Annotated in this window: 17 protein-coding genes; 6 read left to right on the forward strand and 11 right to left on the reverse strand. The window is 44.3% G+C overall.

From position 1 onward, the window contains the following. Window positions 1-87: 87 nt before the first annotated feature. The 3 genes from rho to ACJJIO_RS01565 all read right to left on the reverse strand — a co-directional run bounded on the left by rho (window position 88) and on the right by ACJJIO_RS01565 (window position 3514). Entirely contained in the window at window positions 88-1026 is a 939-nt protein-coding gene (gene rho / locus ACJJIO_RS01555) for a transcription termination factor Rho (protein ID WP_444909936.1), read from the reverse strand. A gap of 145 nt (window positions 1027-1171) precedes the next feature. Continuing rightward, window positions 1172-2065, reverse strand: a complete 894-nt coding sequence (locus tag ACJJIO_RS01560) for an alpha/beta fold hydrolase (protein WP_444909937.1) — start codon at window positions 2063-2065, stop codon at window positions 1172-1174. 561 nt (window positions 2066-2626) lie between these two features. Then, window positions 2627-3514 (reverse strand): LysR family transcriptional regulator, encoded by an 888-nt coding sequence (locus tag ACJJIO_RS01565; protein WP_444909938.1) that lies wholly within the window; start codon window positions 3512-3514, stop codon window positions 2627-2629. A 126-nt stretch (window positions 3515-3640) separates the two neighbouring features. On the opposite strand from ACJJIO_RS01565, the gene ACJJIO_RS01570 reads away from it, so the two are divergent. Next, window positions 3641-4249: a short chain dehydrogenase gene (locus ACJJIO_RS01570; RefSeq protein WP_444909939.1), complete on the forward strand. Its 609-nt coding sequence runs from the start codon at window positions 3641-3643 to the stop codon at window positions 4247-4249. 755 nt (window positions 4250-5004) lie between these two features. Here the strand turns inward: ACJJIO_RS01570 and ACJJIO_RS01575 are convergent. The 5 genes from ACJJIO_RS01575 to ACJJIO_RS01595 form a co-directional block, all read right to left on the reverse strand. Continuing rightward, window positions 5005-6180 carry a glycosyltransferase family 4 protein gene (locus tag ACJJIO_RS01575; RefSeq protein WP_444909940.1) on the reverse strand — a complete coding sequence of 392 codons (1176 nt, stop codon included), beginning with the start codon at window positions 6178-6180 and terminating at the stop codon, window positions 5005-5007. Between the two features lie 280 nt (window positions 6181-6460). Then, on the reverse strand, window positions 6461-7384 hold the full coding sequence (locus ACJJIO_RS01580; RefSeq protein WP_444909941.1) for a DMT family transporter: 924 nt from the start codon (window positions 7382-7384) through the stop codon (window positions 6461-6463). A gap of 1536 nt (window positions 7385-8920) precedes the next feature. After that, window positions 8921-9796: an SDR family oxidoreductase gene (locus tag ACJJIO_RS01585; protein WP_444909942.1), complete on the reverse strand. Its 876-nt coding sequence runs from the start codon at window positions 9794-9796 to the stop codon at window positions 8921-8923. A 454-nt stretch (window positions 9797-10250) separates the two neighbouring features. Beyond that, a complete protein-coding gene (locus ACJJIO_RS01590; RefSeq protein WP_444909943.1) occupies window positions 10251-11078 on the reverse strand; it encodes an SDR family NAD(P)-dependent oxidoreductase in 828 nt (275 codons plus the stop codon). Window positions 11079-11238: 160 nt separating this feature from the next. After that, window positions 11239-12081, reverse strand: a complete 843-nt coding sequence (locus ACJJIO_RS01595) for a type 1 glutamine amidotransferase domain-containing protein (protein ID WP_444884378.1) — start codon at window positions 12079-12081, stop codon at window positions 11239-11241. A gap of 126 nt (window positions 12082-12207) precedes the next feature. On the opposite strand from ACJJIO_RS01595, the gene ACJJIO_RS01600 reads away from it, so the two are divergent. Then, the gene (locus ACJJIO_RS01600; RefSeq protein WP_444909944.1) at window positions 12208-13119 is read left to right on the forward strand and encodes a LysR family transcriptional regulator; all 912 of its coding nucleotides are present in this window, start codon (window positions 12208-12210) and stop codon (window positions 13117-13119) included. Window positions 13120-14051: 932 nt separating this feature from the next. Further along, complete coding sequence (locus ACJJIO_RS01605; protein WP_444909945.1) at window positions 14052-16229, forward strand: hypothetical protein; 2178 nt, start codon at window positions 14052-14054, stop codon at window positions 16227-16229. 90 nt (window positions 16230-16319) lie between these two features. On the opposite strand, the gene ACJJIO_RS01610 is transcribed toward ACJJIO_RS01605, so the two are convergent. The 3 genes from ACJJIO_RS01610 to ACJJIO_RS01620 all read right to left on the reverse strand — a co-directional run bounded on the left by ACJJIO_RS01610 (window position 16320) and on the right by ACJJIO_RS01620 (window position 19537). Further along, a complete protein-coding gene (locus ACJJIO_RS01610; protein WP_444909946.1) occupies window positions 16320-18032 on the reverse strand; it encodes a SulP family inorganic anion transporter in 1713 nt (570 codons plus the stop codon). Between the two features lie 147 nt (window positions 18033-18179). Continuing rightward, entirely contained in the window at window positions 18180-18593 is a 414-nt protein-coding gene (locus ACJJIO_RS01615; protein ID WP_252082217.1) for a protein tyrosine phosphatase family protein, read from the reverse strand. A 65-nt stretch (window positions 18594-18658) separates the two neighbouring features. Then, window positions 18659-19537, reverse strand: coding sequence for an MBL fold metallo-hydrolase (locus ACJJIO_RS01620; protein ID WP_252082219.1), 879 nt, complete (start codon window positions 19535-19537; stop codon window positions 18659-18661). 97 nt (window positions 19538-19634) lie between these two features. Between ACJJIO_RS01620 and ACJJIO_RS01625 the strand changes: the two genes are divergently transcribed. From ACJJIO_RS01625 to ACJJIO_RS01635, 3 genes are read left to right on the forward strand one after another with little or no spacing between them, the layout of a single operon-like run. After that, complete coding sequence (locus ACJJIO_RS01625) at window positions 19635-19949, forward strand: ArsR/SmtB family transcription factor (RefSeq protein ID WP_252082221.1); 315 nt, start codon at window positions 19635-19637, stop codon at window positions 19947-19949. 4 nt (window positions 19950-19953) lie between these two features. Then, complete coding sequence (locus tag ACJJIO_RS01630) at window positions 19954-20385, forward strand: YeeE/YedE family protein (protein WP_252082222.1); 432 nt, start codon at window positions 19954-19956, stop codon at window positions 20383-20385. A 14-nt stretch (window positions 20386-20399) separates the two neighbouring features. Then, window positions 20400-20831, forward strand: coding sequence for a DUF6691 family protein (locus ACJJIO_RS01635; protein ID WP_444884371.1), 432 nt, complete (start codon window positions 20400-20402; stop codon window positions 20829-20831). Window positions 20832-20869 lie beyond the last annotated feature (38 nt).

A 20869-nucleotide genomic window follows, 5' to 3' on the forward strand; every position in this document is an offset into this window, starting at 1 on the left:
ACAGCTGTCATAATAAGGGCTCGGGTTTTCAGTAACTAACCCCTAAAATGTTAAGCGGCTAAATACTCCCCTTAAACTTAACCAAAATTAGTGGCCAAGTAACTCCGCATTAGTCGGGTACTTTTTAAGGAGTTCAATAAGTTTTTTAGTGCCGTCTACAGTCTTGAGGCTGGCAAGCGTTCTTCGTAAAGCTCTTATCGTTGCGATATCTTTCGAGTTAAACAGAATTTCCTCACGACGAGTACTGCTTTTAGTAATATCCAAGGCAGGGAAAATTCGCTGCCTCGCAACTTCCTTTGACAATACTACCTCCATATTTCCCGTACCCTTAAACTCCTCAAATATCACCTGGTCCATTCGGCTTCCGGTATCCACGAGTATCGTTGCCAGAATCGTAAGTGATCCGCCACCTTCAATCTTTCTCGCAGCGCCAAACAGCTTTCTGGGTATCTCCATAGCCCTGGCATCTATCCCACCTGACATTGTACGTCCCCTACCACTCTGCTGCGCATTATGCACCCTTGATAGCCTTGTCAACGAGTCAACAACAATCATTACATCCAGGCCTTCACCGGCTTCCTTACAGGCCCTATCAAGGAGTTCATTAGCTACACGCACATGCTCTTTATAGCTATGATCAGAAGAGGACGCATAAACTTCCGCCGGTACACTTCGCTTGAAGTCAGTAACCTCCTCTGGCCTTTCATCAATCAGCAAAGCGTACAGCTTTATTTCGGGGTAAGCCTTCCCCACTGCTTGGCAGATATGCTTGAGGATAGTGGTTTTGCCACAGCCCGGTGGAGCCACAATCAAGCCCCGTTGCCCCTTGCCAATTGGCGTAATCAAATCCATCGCCCGTACCGTAAGTTGCTGAGAACCTGACTCAAGGCGAATAGGCTCAGATGGATTAATAGCTACACCATTTAAGAACCGCTTCTTTGGATCAGAAGTATCTTCTTGCTTTTTATCAACCTTTTTAGGTTCCGTATTTCTTTTTACCTTTAAGGATAATATTTTTCTAGACATAATATGCGCTTTACAAATCATTCCCCATTGGGGAGCACTTTAACTTTTGAAACAAAACTACAGAGAACCAGGTTTTCTTGATCCTCTGTGTTTATCACCACGAAACCACTCTAAATACAAGTCAAGTAAAGCAGGGGCTTATATATTATTTATCATTCTCCATGGCAGATAGAAACTGATCGAGCACCTGATTAAACTCTCTAGGTCTCTCCCAAAACATCATGTGTTTTCCCATATAAACAGCAGTGGCAGACGGTGTATTGGCCTTAATCCATTTATCCGCAACGCTTTTAACTTCCTCTCTCACAACATACAATAGGGGCAATTTACCTTCCAATGCTACAAGATCATCACTATAGTCCAGGTAAAACCCGGTCGCGTTGGTAATTGAAGCGACACTACTAGAGGTCTGATTAGCAATCTGGGTAACCCAGGCAATATTTTCCTTTGAAGGGTTTTCAAGCATCCATTTCACAAATTCACTAATTACATTATCTCGATCTTCTATAATGCCCTCAGTAAATGAGCGTGAATAGCCGTCCGAATCATCATTTAGATACCAAACCCACTCATCACGGCTTGCTCCCGCTATATCTGGTCCAGTATCAATCATGATCATCGCTGTCAGTTTATCGGAACCAAACTGATTCAAATAGGCCAATTGCTCCGTTACACCATATGACCAACCTGCCAAGATCACGTTGTCTATATCCAATGCCTCTATTAACTTAGCCAGGTCTCTAGCATGTTGTTGATAGGTGTGCCCCTCGACGGGCTTTGATGATTTGCCCTGCCCACGGGGATCATATGCCAGCGCGCGGTACTTTTTAGAATCTTTAAAGTGGGCAAGTTGATGCTCAAAAACGTCTACCGACATCATCCAGCCAGGAATAAAAATAATGGCAGTATCGCCACTCCCCGATTGTTCATAATAAATAGTGAGGTCTTTATCTATCTCGACTTCTTCTGCAGCCACATTAACCACAGATAAACCAATCCCAATAAAGACCATTCTTAAGAAGTTTCGTATTTTCAACACTCTTCCCCACTCCCAATCACGTTGTTAAATCGTCACCCCAATAAAAATTGGGGCATTAAAGCCTGGTAATTTTCTACCGTCGAATTAACTGACTTACTAAGCTGGCACCACTTCAAAATGGCTTGATAAATTAACAATTCCATCTCTTTCGATAAGTCATTAACTAATCCATGGGCTCCAGCTTTTTAGTTAAAATTATACATTCAGCGGAAACTCGTATCTTCTCGCCGTCGATAGCCTAGTACCTTTAGCTTTTAAAATGATATACATCTCCTCAATATCACAATGGGTATGCTCACCCACAGAGCTAAACCGTGGCATCCCAACAGGAATAGCAAAGTCTCATGCTCTATTACAATCTCTACATTTAAGGGCTTGGTATATTTCTACGCCCCCTCTCCGACGTGCCTCTCCTATTCAACTTCTTATTGCACGAACAAAAATCAAAAGTCATTTGTTTTCTGATAAAATTGCGTTTCTAAAGATCTCATTTATTCAGCTCTTCCAGAAATCTCTATGCCCTCTCGTACCTTTATGCACTTTAATATCAACTACAGAATACTAGGCACTCTCTCTCAACAAGTTTACAACCCAATTATGTAAAGCATCATGATCTGAACGTGGGTGCCATGCGGCTATAACATCAAACTCTATCGGTTTGTTTTTCAGATTAAGAATGGCAAGGTTTGAATCACTCGCTACCCGATTAGGTAAAAAAGCAAGCATATCTGTTTTCTTTAGATATTGTGGAACCGTGGTAAAACATGGTGTAGACATAACAACATTTCTACGCAAACGGTGCTTTGCAAACCAACCATCAATAATTCCTGATGCTCCAGACTTAACAGGAGATGCCATAAGATGCGGCTCAGAAGCTATTTCCTCCAAACTCAGTTTCTTCTTGGTCAGAGGCGAACTCTTCGCCGTAACGCAGACATAGTAATCAGTAAATAACGTGATAGAGGAGTACAGCTCAGAATTTACATCCGAATCTGCAACGATTAAATCCACCTTGGCTTCACTCATTAACTCTTCCAGTCTGTCTGTAGAAATATCCCGTATTACCACTTTCAAGTTGGGAGCTAGCGCTCTGAGTTTAGGCAATAAGCTGGGAAGCACCACTTGTTGGGAGTAATCTGTCGCAGCGATGGTATAGGTTTGTGCTATTTTAGCTGGATCAAAAACTGCTGGCTCCAGCAATTTATCTAACCCTTGGAGGATCGCATCAACCTTTTTCCCTAAGTTTATTGCTGTCGGCGTTGGAATTAGTCCATTGCTTTTCCGGAGAAAAAGTTCATCACTAAAAATATCTCTCAACTTCTTTAAATGTTCACTAACAGCTTGCTGAGTAAGGCCGATCTGGCTTGCGACACGAGATACACTTCTTTCAGACATTAATGCCTGGAATATTCGGAGTTGCTTGACCTCCAATCGATTTATTTGGTTCACACTTGTATCTCTTACAAATAAATACTGTTTAACATTGTATCACAATAAAACTAGCATTCTCCTAGTAATTGAGCAGCATCGCATTGCGGCAAATAGCAAATTCTTCATATAAAACAGGTACTTAGAGTGAAAAATGTTATCCTCATTGGCGCACAAGGTAAAATGGGACAGGCCGCTTTAACAGGGTTAAGCAGTCATAGGGTTATCACAGCAAGTCGTTCGGGCAAGGGATGTGACCATCAGGTTGATATTACTGATGAAGAGTCTATCAGACGACTGTTTGAGACAGTGGGTGACTTCGATGCTGTCGTAAACACCGTTGGTTTCTGTGAATACGCAAACTTTGTCGATATGACTGAGCAACAGTGGATGACAACAGTAATGAGCAAGATGATGGGGCAAATCAATCTTGTAAGAATAGGTCAAGAGTATATCGCCGATAAAGGATCCTTTACGCTAATATCCGGCATTCTAAACATAAAGCCGATCCCCATGGCAATTGCCGATGCAACAACCAGTGGAGCAATTGATACCTTTGTCAAATGCGTTGCTTATGAACTCCCCAGGGGGATTCGAATCAATGCGGTTAATCCGACGCTATTGGAAGAAGCCTGGGATGTCTACGGTGGCATGATGCCAGGCTTTGAGCCCGTGCCGGGGCACCTGGTCGGAAAAGCTTTTGAGCGCTCTGTAGATGGATTTATCACTGGCGAAGTAATCTTCGTTGATGCCTAGCCCGGGGGGGGATAACCCCCCTTCCCTGTGTGAAGTAACTAGATATAATCGTGGAGCAGACCTCCTAAAATTTCTTTAGGTGTCCTTAGCGGATTGGTACAGTTTATGCTGCTACGAATCTTCTACTACGGACTTATGGGAACTATAAAAGATATCATTCATTTTCAGATATCTCACATTAGCCTTAATATATTCCCACTTGTCTAGACTCAGGCATTGCTAATTGTTATACCGCCTTGATCCCCAAGAGATAACATCCAATTAATTAGTCTTATACTGAAAAAAGACTTCAACCTAAACCTTAAAAAATCCACATACAAACCCTATAAGTCGTAAAGTATCTGCTCTGGGCAGGAAGGCAAACTCTTTCATCACTTTGGCATAGATATATGCCATATCTCACTCACAGATGGCTGTCATAACCTCCCTATATACGACAGATATTCCATACGAAGAAGCTATTTTCGGCTCCTTGTTTTGTGCCCTGATCAAATCAGCGAGACAAACCAAGATAGCAACTGCTACAAATGTAGCTACGACCTCACCAACTGCTCTTAAGGTATTCCACTACATTTATATATTTAAGCACACGCATATCCCCACCCTAATTCATTGTCAGCTAATGGTTTATACATCAGAACATCAAAAAAGTACTATTCCAATCAACATATACTTGGCAAAATACGACACCCTATTCTATCAACTAGAATAGGCCAATTTAAAAATTAATCGAGAATCTATTGACTAGAATTAAATCAAACATCAAGCGAAATTAAATCTTTCTTTGATTCACTAAGGTGAGGGATAACTTTCTTGTGTAGCGTCACAACTTCACGATACTGGTTTAGCAACCAATTATTCCAATATTTTTGATTATAAAAACTTAAAATTTGTTTTCTGCCAAATCTACCGATTGCTGCAAGCCTCTCATCATCATTGATAATGGTATTAATATCCTGAAATAACTTACCAGAAATATAATCTTTTTCACCAACACCACCAAAATTTGAATAGGCACCCCTGTACCAGTTTTCCTCATCTATAATGCCAATATAACCCTTAGAACCGATAGCAATTACTGGCTTACTACTTCCCATACAGTCTAGAGCACTCCTTCCGGGAGCTATAACTAAGTCTGCCGATTGATAAAGGGTGTTTAGCTTATCTTCCGACTGCCATCCTAAAAAGGTTATGCATTGACGATCAAGAATTTTGTTCAAAGTGTTTGCGGCAGATATCAACTCATCTCTCTCCGAGCCATCACCAGCTACTATCCATTGCCAAGAATCCAACTCCTTCTTACCTTGATCCTTCCAGGCATCTATAACGCATTTAATTATAAATTTTTTATCCGGCCCCATACGACACGTAAAAACAATTATTCGATCATCCTTCCTGATTGGGCTAGAAATCAAATTCCTTAAAAGGCCTACTTTATCCTCTCGACTGATATGGTCACAATAAAAAACATCGGTATTTACTGCATTTGGATATACCAATATTTTATGAAGGTTTTCGACTCGCTTCTTTACAAGGTGATCCCTTACACCAAGACTAACGCAGTAAATACGGCTAAAATCCTCACAATCATCTTCCAAAGAATCAGTATACTTACCATGAATTGTAAGTATTATGGGAATATTTAATATTTTAGCAATACGCTGCCCGATCTCCCTAGAAGCAAAGGGATGTGTATGTATAAGATCGAAATCAAAAGTCTCAGCAATTCGATCGGCCGATGCAAAAGGACTTCTAAAATCGTCTTCAATAACTTCTATGCCATTACTGCGACATTGTTGAGCGAAAGGGCCAGGTTTACACAATATAGTACAGCGCCACCCTTCATTGACAATTGCTCTTGCTTGAGCATATACATGAGAATGAAGTCCACCCAGTGGCGCCATAAAGTAGACAGGGATAAGAATATGCACTACCACCCTCCAAATATAATTGAGATTAACCTTTCAACACATACCCATTCTTTATTTGAAACTTTAAATAGAACACTTTATAGCCTTACAATCAAGCAATACTTGATATATGAAGATACATTGATTTCAGCTTCCTCTAATGCTGAAAAAAGTAAAACTATATCTTAAGCAAATAATTTTAGATCTATTTCAAGCCAGTAAAATTAAAATGAAATTTAGGACATACAATAAAACATTGCTTGCGAAATCTAAAACAGCATCCATCTTTTAATAAAAAATGTCAATCTAGTATCTTTGGCGTAGTTCGTGCACTATGAAATCTCTTTTTAAATCCAACCAAATAAATTTTACTAATTTCCCGTCCAGCATCTGAAGCATATATCCCCGCACTCAACACAATAGTTGCACCAATCAGTGTGAGCTCATCTGGCAGTTCGTCAAATAAAATAAAGCCTATTGCTATAGCCCAAAACAACAAGGTATAGCTAAAAGGCTGCAAAGTTGAAGCCGGAGCATAGGCAAGAGCTTTAATCAATAAGTAATGTCCCATTGCACCAAGCAGCCCATTAAGTATTAATAGTTGCCAGCCAATCGACGTCGGCTCTACCCAGTTAAAGGGAGCAAGCCCACCAAATACAATGAGACCTATAAAGGCCGTATAAAAGACTGTTGTAGCAGAACTATCAAATTGGCTGACACGACGAGAAAGGACTTGATAGGACGCCCATAAAATAGCCCCACTGATCGGTATAACAACATACCAGCTCATAACACCCAATCCAGGGCGAATAATAATCAAAGCACCTATAAAGCCAATAGCAACGGCAATCCAGCTTCTTCGGTCTACCTTCTCCCCAAGAAACCATCCAGCCATTAGTATGGCGAACAATGGGGCCATTGCAGCGATAGCATGGACATCAGCTAATGGCATCATGCTAAAGGCAAGTATAAATACCGTAACCTCAACCACAAGTAAAAGCGACCTTAAAACTTGAGTACCCCAAATATTACTTCGAACTTGCTTGAGATCACCTTTGAGAGAAGCAATAAGTATTACAACAACAAAGAAAAATGCAAATCGGACAGCCATAATTTGCACAATAGGATAGGTTTCAACAAGTAGCTTTCCGACTGCATCCATACCAGCTATACAGAGCATAGCTACAATACTGAGGAATATTCCTCGACCACTTTTTATGCTCAACTCCATATTCCCCAGTTGAAAAAATCAAGTAAACATGATACATCGATTGTTTTTCACTATGCAATAGTGCAGCCCCCTCACTAATGCCAGCCAAATATAATCTACTTGCAGGAAGGCCACTCAGACAATGCCCCACATACAAATATGCTTTAAAAACTAATCTATAACCAAACCGTGAGCAGATTCATAAAAAATACCAGTACAGGCTAACCTATCTTCGACAAATAAATATATTGCTGCGACTCTAAATATATTGATAACCTTAAATATTGACTCATCAAAGCCGTACATAAACACAAATGGCGAAGCTACCTGAGAAACTAGTGGCATTAAGCTAGACCAAATGGCCTGCCAACCCAATATTTTCGCAATGTTAATCTGTCATTGTTAGAGAAAACCTGGGGCTGAATATGCCAGAATCGTTGATAAAAAGAATGGAGTTAATATCTAGATTTGTTCTTCATATAATTAAGATTTAAGCAATACAGAAAAAATAGTGACTCCTCTTGACGACCAATTGACGGTATCTCCTTATCTATACAAAAATTCGCGCATTTTTTTAGGTCGCACATATCTTCTAAGATTTTTGTTATTTTATTTTGGAGGTTTCCTTCCATTCCTACAGTGGGGAATAATTTATAGCTTTGTCGTACACAAAACGTTAATTTTTTTCTTAGGTAAAATCCAATGGTGAATGTAATAAATTTACTTCTGCTAACGAAGTCAAAGCAACCACACATTCTAATTAAATACCCTCTCCATCAACCAACACTACCCACTTTACACCCTCGAACCACTTGGTTTTTCTAACCCCTGGATCGCTTTCTTTGCTGAAGCAACGCTGCCACCCGATAAACCTTCCTCCAAGTTAATCAGGGATCTTTAATTGGGTGCTCGAGAGTTTTAGGCCAAGTCCCCAATTAAGACCCCCAACCAGAAAATGAAGGCTTTTTCAACAAATATTCGGATAGAGGTGATATGGATAGAAGTACTCCCACCTCCCTTCTGAACACAAAACGCACAAGATATTTTCAAAATATGCACGATCATCAATGGGTTTAGGGCAGCTTTTTACATTTAAATTGGAGAAAGCAAGAATTAATCAATTTCCACTGAGAGTAGGTTAATACTGGCTTAAATCTACTCACACTTATTTATCTTATGTCTCCGTAAGACTATACAAATTGTTAATTTAAAATTATAAAACGGCTTCCAATAAAATCATCTTTGGTACGGTAGAATTCACAAGAGTTGAAAATGGCAATCTGTGGTAAATGCGATCTCTTTAGTAAATAAGCGCTTAAAATAACAGCATCAATAGTTCTCTATAACTCTCCCGCAGTGCAAAGCCCATTGTCTATCTCTTTACTTTCTTCCCAGGCACCATACTCTAGCATACGTTAATTTCTACTTGATGATTTCTATTTTCAAGCAAAATCCACAACCGAACTCAAGAAGTTTTGATAGGTACATTTACAAAAAGGCACCTTTATACCTGTGAAAGTATGCAGAGTGCCCACTAATACCATAAGTCGTTTAGAATTTTTTAAGCTGGAATAAATTACCCATTCCGTATGCTGAATAAATTTCCTGCATTGCCTCTTCGGTAACTTGATTGATCTTTTCTATCGTAGGGTTCAATCCTGTACCATCAACAGTTGTTCGAAACGGTCGACTTGAAGGCTCTGTCTTCAGTAAGTTCAGAACCGCTTCTGCAACCAATTGTGGGCTCGGGGCATTCTCTGATTCATGGCCCTTCTCTGTACCGGCCCACATTTGCTCAGGGGCATCTGCATACTCACCATAACTCGCAGCCACTTCTTTGTCACTTGCTCTTAACAGGTTTGAGCCAAAATCGGTTCCAAATCCGCCGGGTTGAACAATCAAAGATTGAATACCAAATTGCGCCAGCTCAACGCGATAATTCTCTGCCATTCCTTCTACAGCATGTTTGGTGGCATTATAAGAACCAAGGAAAGGTAATACGAACTTACCTAAAATGCTTGATATCTGAATAATAGTTCCACTGCTGCGCTGTTTCATCTGCGGCAACACTGCACGTATTAAACGCTGAACGCCAAAAACATTGATATCAAAAACCTTTTTAAAGTCCTCGATGGTAAAGCTTTCCTGCCACCCGAGCGTACCGACTCCCGCATTATTAATTAATATATCAATTGGGCCGACTTCTTTAGTTGCTTGAGCAATACCCTTGGCGACGCTCTCATCATCGGTTACATCAATATCGACGACAACGATACCTTTAGCAATAAGCTCATTGGCTACAGAAGCATTGCGGCCACTTGGGTCACGCATAGTGCCGATTACTTTGTAGCCATTATTTGCAAGTGTATTGGCTATTAGATAACCAAAACCACTATTTGAACCAGTAATAAGCGCTGTTTGAGTCATGATTGTCTCCTTAAATTTTGCATCACATCAACTGGTGTAAAGATTAAGAATTGCACGTGCATTAATGAAATTGATTTAATGCATATAGCAATGAATAAAAATAATAGCCACAAAACCAGTACGCAAAAGGCTTCATAAGGCACCCCTATTGATCAGACATTCAATCAGGGGGTTTTGAAAAAAATTAAGAGCAAAGGCCTTCAGCACTAAGAGCCGCACTGGTTATCTATCAGATTTTGCATCTAGTTTTTACTGGAAAAATAGCTAGACACAACGTGCAGAATAAAAAATCATAAGATATTTTGAATAACCAGCCTAAGGAATGAAAACCTTAAAAGCAGTCATCTAGCACCATACAAGTATAGGACTTAAACAATTAAAAAATTGAATTAAATCCTACCCACATACCATTTAGATAACCCTAGTTATATTTCCCACTAGGAAAGTTGTATTCTCATTGTTTACCCATCTCCGCCTCAAATGCCTCACGGTAGTCGGGGTGCCAACGAGAGAGTGGCGGGCGATTGTTAATAATATCCCCTATCGCCCAGCTCATGCGTTTAACATCAGTTTCACGATCTACGTCATTATCCGGGCAAAGAATGTAAAAATCACCACGCTCGACGCTCTCCAGCATAAAATTGACCACTTGATCCGCAGTCCATGCGCCATCTGGTTTACTAGGGCTACCAATCATACCCGTGTAAGTGAAACCAGGAATTAACAAGTGAGATGAGACCTGGCTTCCAGGTGTATTTCGAATAGAGTGCTGTAACGCCTCCGCAGTAGCTTTTACCGCAGCCTTACTGACGTTGTAAGCCGGATTTCCCGGTGGAGTGGTAATTCCCTGCTTAGATCCGGTCGTAACGATAACAGATGGGCTATTTTGACTGATCATTTCGGGGGCAAATGCATGAATACAATGAATCACACCCCAAAGGTTTGTGTTGATAATCTTATTCCAACCATCTAAATTCTCCCAACTTCCATTTTTAACAACAGTTCCTGCGTTATTAAAAAGAAAGTTGATACGACCGAATTCTTGTTTAACTTGATCTTTGAGCGCTAGTACCGAGCTAAAATCACTCACATCGGTTTCTACTATTAAAGTATCATTTGGTAGAGCGCGCTTAGCTTCTTCCAGTTTTTCTTTGTTAATATCTGCTAAACAAATCTTCATCCCTCTTTTTGATAGGGCCTTTGCTGCCGCAAAACCTATTCCGCTGGCACCACCAGTAATAACTGCAACATTATTCGACTGAAAGATAGTAGATGTGCTCATTGGGATTCCTGGATTATCGTCAAAGACATAAATTAGAGTTTGTGGAATACGGTATTAATACTGCTCCTTCAGGCATAGGCTTTTTACCGAAATCATTCTTTACAGCCTTGGGACTCTCAATGGAGTTTTGCCTGAAGAAGCCTGCTACTAAGATAGACGACTATTTCATCAATTTTAGAAGCTCTTGAGCAACAGCAATGGAGGATTTGTTGTTCTGGCCTGTTACCAGTTCACGATCAACAACTACATGCGGCTGCCAATCTTCTTTGCTACGGGAGTAATTACCACCGGCATTGGTGAGTGCATTTTGAGGCCAGTAGAACAGCTCATCACCACCTAAGTAGTATTGAGTAGCTACAGCTTCTTCTGAGTTACTAAAAGAGGTCATTTTGTAACCGTCATATACCCAGCCCTTGGCAGCTTTAGCTTTCTTACCGGCTTTCATTTGGGTTTCAAATTCAGAGCTGTTAGGCAAAGCGGACAACAGCGCAACTGGGCCATGACACACTAAACCGGTAGGCTTGGACTCAGCGTTAAAATGACGTAAGAAACTGCCCAATTGATCATTGGATACCAAGTCACCTAAAGGTGCATGACCCCCAGGTACAAACAGCGCATCAAAATTCTCTATACCGATTTGCTCAATGCGAGCAAAGCTAACTACTGGGCTGTGATCTTTGTCAGTCAGCATTAGCTGGTTGAGTAACGCTTTATGGGCATTGTAGTTTTCTTGACTAGTATCCAAGAAATGGTCAGGCGTGTCTGAAACCGGGTCCAGTGTCGGTGCCAGCCCCATCGGGGTAGCGAATGTTATTGTGTGGCCAGCTTCCATCATCAACTTGACCGGCTCCATAAGCTCATTCAAATAGAAGCCCGTTTTGTAGTCACTACCACCCTTCAGCTTCATTTCTGACACGTCTGACATCACAACCAGAACGTTATCTGCCACCGCCAGTGGGCTGACTAGCAATGCTGCCATCGCAAGCAGTTTCTTCAAGTTCATAATCACTTCCTCGAAATTAGGGTTGAATCAATTGAAGTGGCGACAGAATAGGACCCCAGGCTTCATTACTGAAATTAATTAACCTAATATAGGCATGAGCATAACTAATGGCTGAGACTGGTTAGAATGGGCAATATTTCGGACATTGAGCTGAACCAACTAAGGCTCCTGCAGATTATATTTGAGACCCGAAACCTGACCCGGACTGGTGAGCGTGCAGGGCTAACGCAGTCTGCGGTAAGCCATACGCTGAAGAAACTCCGCCACACTTTTGATGACTCACTAGTCATCAGGCAAGGCAATCAACTGGTACTGACTCCAAGGGCTGAGTCCCTACAAACACCGTTAAGTCGCTGGCTAAGTGATTTTGAGCGGAATATTTTAAATCAAGAAGAATTCAATCCTGAAAGTACGCAACGCACTTTTTATATCGCGACGAGCGACCTGGTGGAGCAAAGTATCGCTCCCCCCCTAATAGCATTACTGCAAAAAGACGCTCCGAGAGTTCAGGTTATTTTTATAAAGTTAGATAAGCACAGGATCGCCAACCAAATTGAGAGTGGTGAGGCGGATCTTTCTATCAGTGTTATGGAATCAAGTCATCCAAGCCTGATAGTAAAAACCTTGTATAAAGACTCTTTTGTCTCAGCGGTAAGAAATAATCATCCATTTTTGAAAGACAAGAAAAATGTTCATAGTTTTTGTCAATATCCGCATATTATGGCAGGCACGGGGAGAGATAACCGCGGAACAGTTGACAAGGCACTAGAAGAAATTGGCTTATCCAGAAATGTTCAATTTAAAGTAGCGAATTTTTCCAGTGCGCCCTACATCGTAGAATGCAGTGACGGAATCCTCACCGCACCAAGAAAATTTATCCAGTCTATTGCCGGAAAATTCAATATTGTGCATTTTACTCCACCTGTCACCCTCCCCCAATACTCTATGAAAGCCTATTGGAACTTAAAAAATAAGGATGATCCGGCAAATAAATGGTTGAGAGAAAAGATCGTGGAAGTTGCTCGTATTGAATACTAGTTTCAAGTGAGTTTAGTTTTAACCAACTTAATTAATGCATCAAGTATCAGCTTTATTATACGTGACTACAATCAGTGAAACCTCTCAAATCTTTAGTTTATAAATTGATATCGTTATCAAGAGGCCGCCGAGAACCTTTTGGCGGCCTCCACCTTACACACACATCACCTTCCTCCAGGGTACCTTTCAGAATATCACACCTTATTTTAGGGGTCGTTATTTGCTGTCTGCAATTCTCTAATGACCTATCCGGATAGGAAGCTCTGCAGTATTCAGCAAGTAACTCACTTGCTTTTTCCGGCCTGGAAAAATAGACAACACCGACTATCAATATCATAACTACCACTACAACTTTCATAAATTAGGTCTTTAGAATATTGAGACTACAAATATTTCCGCTTGTGGATTGATTTTCAAATGCATAAACCAGCTGGAAAATTTGCGCTAGATATCGCTGCCTATGCAGTAATGGGCAATCACCACCACATCGCACTCTATATCGACAACGAGATAGTACTGAATATGTCAGGCACCCAGCCAAGACACTTTGAGATTCGAATTCCGCAGTTACTGGTGATTTCTCTCCCAACTAGATCGCCCACCTTTCTTTACTACCTATTGATTTTCCCACTTGGAATTGAACATATCCGAGATTGCTCAAAGTTCTGTATACGTCCTCTCTAGTTGGAGACCATCCAAACAGAGAGGTTTCATATCATAATACTTTTGTAAACCTCAAGAGTTGCGTGCTCTCTAAATTTATCAAGATCCTCGCTTAAAAAAAGGTTCAGTGGAAAATATATTAAGTACTGCACAGAAAAGTAAATAAAGGGTACTAGAATGATTCCCCAAATTTACCTTTTCAACACTGTGAAGTGGTCCACAAGTTCCCACATTGCATTCGATTTAAATAATGTATCTTCGAGCAGACTATGGATAAGCTATTTAGCAAGAAAGTTTTGGCACTGGCACTTACTGTCGTATTGGCCTCATGCAGCGGCGGTGGAGGCTCCTCTTCGGATTCCGGTCCAGCCCCATCCACGGGGGGGGATGGTAGTGGCCAGGGATCTGGAAGTGGTACGGGCGGCAGCGGATCAGGTAGCACTACACCACTTCCAGACAATGAACCCGGCACAGTGACTGTTGGCGATATTGAAACTGCAGACTTGGGATTTGCCCGAATCACTTCTCGGGATATCACCCTACCGAATGGCCAACCCAATGCCCAAGAGGTTCACGGGCTCCCACACTATATTGCCAGAACAGACAGCACCCAGGACGACACCCTAAAGTCGGTCCCCATGCGAAGTTACACAGCTGCCTGCGCAACTGACACCGACAAACCTCGAATGTTTGTTTCTAAGACCCTAAGCGAGGGTAGTGGAGATAATGAAGTCACTTATGGCACTGTTTATGAGCTGCAATATAACCCAGAGACTTCAAGCTTCGATCAAACCGGTAACACAACGATACTAAAACAATGCTACGAGTCGCACGGTATTGCGGCCAGCTCAGATTGCTCCCGGGTTGCGGTCTTGTGCAACACGGAATACCAAGCCAACAAGCGCTATGAGGTGCAGGGTGACTTGGTAGAGCAATACGGTAGCGATTGGATGAAAATGGAAGATAACATCAGCCCTATTGATGCCCGTATTGAAAGGGACATCGGCCTGATGATATCAACCAATCATAGTCAGTACATCGGCTACTTTACTGATCATGCCACCCTGACATTTGAGGACTTCCTCCCTGGGCTTAAAGCTAAATTCCCAGAGACCGATTTTGGTGATTCTCCATCCTTTAAGACCATTAAAGGGAAAGAGATGCAAGAGGAGATGGCTTATATCGTCGATCAGCTCTCTGAAGCCGACTATAACGCGATGGTCGAGTACATTCGTGAGAGAGGTTATAAATATAACGACCAGATCTGGCTCATGGAGTGGGACAATCAACCACTCAGTGAAAAGCCTGCGGCCTATGTTGTGAACAAGATGCACGGTGGTGGCCATGCCGGAGCCCAGGAGCTTATCTATGTGGACAATGATAGCCAAGGCCGCACCAGCTATGCCTTCTCCGTAACAGCGCGAGTATTTGACGGCAGCTATGGTGGCTCCCACTACTCTGCAGGAATGACGGTTATTGATAGGGATAACTGGTCCCTAAACATGAGTGGAAGTAATAATAGAGGTTGGTATTGGCTTTGTGGCTATGGCCATGTATTAAATATTCGCGCCTTCTATAATCCAGGTAATGAAAAGTATGGAGCAATTTGTACCAGCGATGGCGGAAAATATAATCAGTCTCGCGGGTTAAACACTATTGCGATCAAGATGGAGGATACTTCCTCTACCAGTAGATTTGAAGGAAGTTACAATTACCTTGTTCCCTCCGACAATGCATTCTTCTCCAATGGCGGTGGGCACACGGTAGTGCCGGTTGATAAAGACACAAATCTATCGCTTATCGTCTCCCCCAAGTATATTGATGACGAGGAAATGAATCGCTTTCTACAAAGCGAATACGGCATTGATACAAGTAGTGGCGGCCCCTTTGATGAGCAGTGTTCAGATAGTACGAATTGCTTCTTCTCCTATATGTCAAGCAACAGCAACCCAACCATCTCCAGGCAGGGCCTACGCGGAGGCGATGCCCTGGACGCCTCTTCTTTAACCCGTATTGGTATCGCCAAAGTCGATGGTAACGGCAGTATCGAGGGGCAAGGCTTTAAATGGCTGGTAGAAGAGCCCGACTGTCAAATCAGTGATCCTCAACTTATTGATTTGAAAAATGGTCGCTACCTGTTTGGCTACGCACAATTTCAGTGCATCTCCGACAACCTGTCGTACAACCGAAGTTCAGCGAAGAATGGCGCAATGCGTATGCTGGTCCCCAAGGCCTATTATGTTATGGAGATTGACGCAGACCTCAATGTATTAGAAGGGCCAGTAAAACTAACCAAGTTTGGTTGGGGTGGCTTGGATGAACCCATTTTCCTTGGCAACGGTAAAGTAGCTTGGTCATACATCAAGAACCCCACCTATGATAATTACGGTGGCGGCAAGCAAAATGTTTGGCAAGCGATGATTTACCATTCAAACAGTGTTAACTAATTCATCTATAGAGAAATCACTCATAACTTAAAAATGGAGAGCCTTGCTCTCCATTTTTAATGAACAACAATCTAAGTGGATTCCGAGTAGTTAATACTCCGTAACAGAAGAAAACGCTTGGTACTGACTTAAGAATATACCTCCAGATAACTTCTGCAGAAAACTACTTCTCTCCAGGCAATCCATCACCGGCCCCTTAACTTCCGATAGATGCAGTTGAATTTCTCTATCCAATAGATTGCTATTAATAGACTCAAGTACCTCCAAAGCACTCCAATCTATTTCATTCACTGCACTGCACATCAAAATGACATGTTTTACCTGTGAGTTATTGGCAAGGCCGGTATAGATACGGTCTTCCAATACGCCGATATTGGAGAAGATTAAGCGACCATCTACGCGGAAGGTGAGAATCTCGGGAACGGTTTTTACCTGGTGCCGGTGAATATTACGGAAGTGCTCGGTACCCTCCACCAGGCCCACTTCGGCGATATGGGGTTTGGAAGCACGATAAATAAATAATAATAAGGATGCACCAACACCACAAGCTACACCGGGTTCGACGCCCATTAGCAGGGTAACGGCAATTGTTAGGGTAACGGCAATAAAGTCTGCTTTAGCAAAGTGCCAGGTTTTACGCAGGATGGAGAAATCCACCAGGGAGAGAACCGCAACAATAATGGTGGCGGCTAGTGTGGTTTTCGGTAAGTAATATAGAAAAGGAGTTAAAAAGAGTGCAGCCAGGGCGATACCCAATGCGGTAAACAGGCTGGCAAATTGTGTCTGCGCCCCCGCTGCATCATTCACCACCGAGCGGGAGAAACCACCGCTCACCGGGAAACCGCCAGAAATGCCTGAGCTTATATTGGCCATCCCTAGGGCAACCAATTCCTGGTTGCTATCAATTCTTTGCCTGCGCTTGGCGGCCAAGGTTTTGGCCACCGATATAGATTCTACATAGCCAATAATGGCAATCATTAGTGCGGGCACAAATAAAGATTGCAGCAGCGGCAGTGAGAGGTGCGGCAGTGATAGGGGCGGTAACCCAGCAGGAATAGCGCCTACCAAGGCCACTTGATGTGCTTCAAAATTTATGGAGATGGATAAGACGATAGTTACCAGTACACCCACTACTGGGGCCGCCTTGGCAAACAGCTCGGCATTGCTGCTAGACGAGCCCATTTTCTCCAGCCATTTTGCAGCAAGGGCCCTACTCCAGTAGAGAAAAATCAGCACCCCTACTCCGGTGATCAAAGCAAGGCTATTGATACTGTTCAGGTTCTGCCATAGTGATAGCAGCAGCTCCGGTGCGGTATCACCCTGGGCGGCCACCCCCAATAAATGCCGCAACTGGCTGAGGGCTATCAGTAATGCCGAAGCCGTAATAAAACCAGAGATCACCGGGTGGGAGAGAAAGTTCGCCAGCATGCCGAGGCGTAATGTACCCAGCAGAAAAAGTATTCCCCCGGAAAGCAGTGCCAGCGCGGCGGCAGCGCTCAGATAGTCCACCTCGCCCGTGGCGGTGACCTCTCCCAGGGCGGCGGCGCTCATCAGTGAGATCACCGCGACCGGCCCCACAGACAAAGTACTACTGGAACCAAAAATACCGTAAACCACCAGCGGTACCATGCTCGCATAGAGGCCGACTTCCGCCGGCAGGCCCGCCAGCAGGGCATAGGCAAGAGATTGGGGAATCAGTAGCACTGTGACAATTGCGGCGGCGAGCAGATCGCGGTTTAAGGTGCGGCGGTTATAGGATTGAAAAGTAGTGAGGATGGGAAACCACCGGGAGAGTTGCTGCATAACCTTGGTTCACCTTCCACTCTGTTGTTTAACAACGCCGGTATCTCCCGTTTTATCACGGCACATCACGGGCATTTAACTGCGGCACACTTTCACAACTGTGCCGCAATTCTGGGTATGACCTAGCCGGCCATTGAAATGTCTTTATTAGGGCTCAATAGCAACCAGCGCGGCACTGACATCGAAGCCGGCCATCTGCGCTTGGCCGAACAAATGTTTTTTATCTGCGCCCATTAAAACTTTGGCGCCAGCCCACACCTGGCTGGAACGATTGCCGGTACGACAAAATGCATGGATTTTTTCGCCGCCCTGCAATACATCACGAAAGGCCTCACAGTGTTCCCGCGTCATTCGCCCACGGGTAAAAGGGATCGCAATAAAACGCAAGCCGGCGTCCTGGGCGGCCCGCTCCATAGCTTTGTAACTGGGGTGTACTTCACTCTCCCCCTCCGGGCAATTGCAAACCACCACCTGTACACCACTCTGTGCCAACGGTGCCATTGCCTCACAGGTAATATGTTCAGAAACACTCACCTGTTCATCTAACTTTTTAATATTCATAGTCGTCTCGAAATGACAGCAGTCCTCACTAAAATAGAACTACAGCGCTGGGATTAACTGGTTTTTTACAGCTGATTCAGCGGCACTTTTAAATAAACAGTGCCATTGGATTCCGCCGGGGGAAGTTGCCCTGCACGGATGTTGACCTGCACCGAGGGAATAATCAGCCGCGGCATAGGCAGACTGGCATCGCGCTTTTTACGGATTGCCACAAATTCGCTTTCACTAATGCCGTCGCGCAGGTGGATATTCTCGCGGCGCTGAGCACCCACCGTGGTTTCACACTGATAGTCCCGCTCGTCTTGCGGCGGGTAATCGTGACACATGAACATGCGGGTTTCATCCGGCAGAGATAATATTTTTTTCACCGACAAATACAACTGCGCGGCATCGCCACCGGGAAAATCACAGCGGGCACTGCCCACGTCGGGCATAAACAGGGTGTCCCCCACAAATAGGGCATCGCCGATCAGCCAGGCCATATCCGCCGGCGTGTGGCCGGGACTATAAATCACCCGCGCCTCTAGTGCCCCCACCTGAAAAGTTTCACCATCTTTGAATAGGTGATCGAACTGACTGCCATCGGCAAGGAACTCCCGCTCCAAATTAAAGACCTCACGAAAAATCTTCTGTACCTGGCAAATCTGCTCACCAATGGCGATGCGCCCGCCCAATTGCTCCCGTAGGAAAGGGGCTGCAGAGAGATGGTCGGCATGGGCGTGGGTTTCCAGTATCCATTCCAGGGTGAGGTTCTTTTCGCGGATAAACGACACTATCGCCTGAGCACCCTTGCTGCTGGTGCGCCCAGATGCCGCGTTAAAGTTAAGCACGGCATCCACCACCGCGGCCGAGCCGCCGTCCCTGTCATACACCACATAACTCCAGGTTTCGGTCTCCTTGTCCAGGAATGGCTGCACCTGGGTGCCTTGCTCTAACTGCGACATTTTATGCCCTCCAAATTTCACTACCAGAACAATATACATTTTGATAATATATAAAACAATATATTATTGATCTGTAAATTATTGCCAGGCCAAGTTCATGCCCGATACCACAAACCTCGACTTAGACAAGATGCGTGATTCCGCCGGCCAAGCCGCGGCCATGCTGCGCTCCCTGGCCAACCAAGACCGCTTGCTGCTGCTGTGCCAGCTCAGCCAGGAAGAACTAAATGTAGGCGAACTTGAGGAGCGTCTGGGGCTTCGCCAACCCAGTCTTTCCCAACAGTTGGGGGTCCTGCGCCGCGAGGGGCTGGTAGATACCCGTCGGGAGGGCAAACACGTCTATTACCGGGTAGCCGATCCACGGGTAATGGCCCTTTTACAAACCCTCTACCAACTCTACTGCGCGGAGTAACCCCATGACCATCGACTGGACTGCTTTCACCCCAGCCACAGCACTCGCCGGCGGCGCTCTTATCGGCCTAGCCAGCATTCTGTTACTGATGTTTAACGGCCGCATCGCCGGTATCTCTGGCGTTTTGGGCGGCCTGCTGGAGGGCAACCCCGGTATCGGCTGGCGCCTGGCTTTTGTTATCGGATTGTTGGCTGCGCCGCTGGCCTGGCAATTATTTTTTGTCCTGCCACCCATAGAAATTGAAGCCGGCTACCCCACCCTAATCGCAGCCGGTCTACTGGTGGGCTTTGGCACTCGCTTGGGCTCCGGCTGCACCAGCGGCCACGGGGTTTGCGGTCTTTCCCGCCTCTCCCAGCGCTCTCTGGTCGCCACGCTGGTATTTATGGCTGCGGGTTTTGTCACTGTTTACGTTGTACGCCACCTGCTGGCCGCTTAAGCGAGGATCGAATTATGAAAACCACTTTTACTGCACTGCTGGCGGGTTTGATCTTTGGCCTCGGGCTACTGTTATCTGGCATGGCCAACCCGGAAAAAGTCCTCGGATTTTTGGATATTGCCGGCGCTTGGGACCCCTCCCTGGCTTTGGTGATGGCTGGTGCCATCGCCGTGAGCCTGCCCGCTTTCCAATTATTTAAAGGCCGCAGCCAATCCCTGTTGAAGCAAACCATACAGCTGCCGACAAACAATCATATTGATCGCCGTCTGCTGATTGGCGGCCTGATGTTTGGTGCCGGCTGGGGGCTGGCGGGCTTCTGCCCCGGCCCGGCTATTGTGGCGAGTGGTGCCGGGCAGGAAAAAGCTCTGATATTCACCCTGGCTATGCTGGCCGGTATGGGGATTTTCAGACTCAGTGCCCGCAAGATGGTCCCGGCGCAAGGTTAAGGCCAAAGACTGTGGGCGGCGACTGCTACGAATAACCC

Source organism: Microbulbifer mixtoriginis (SeqCode), from assembly GCF_052467235.1.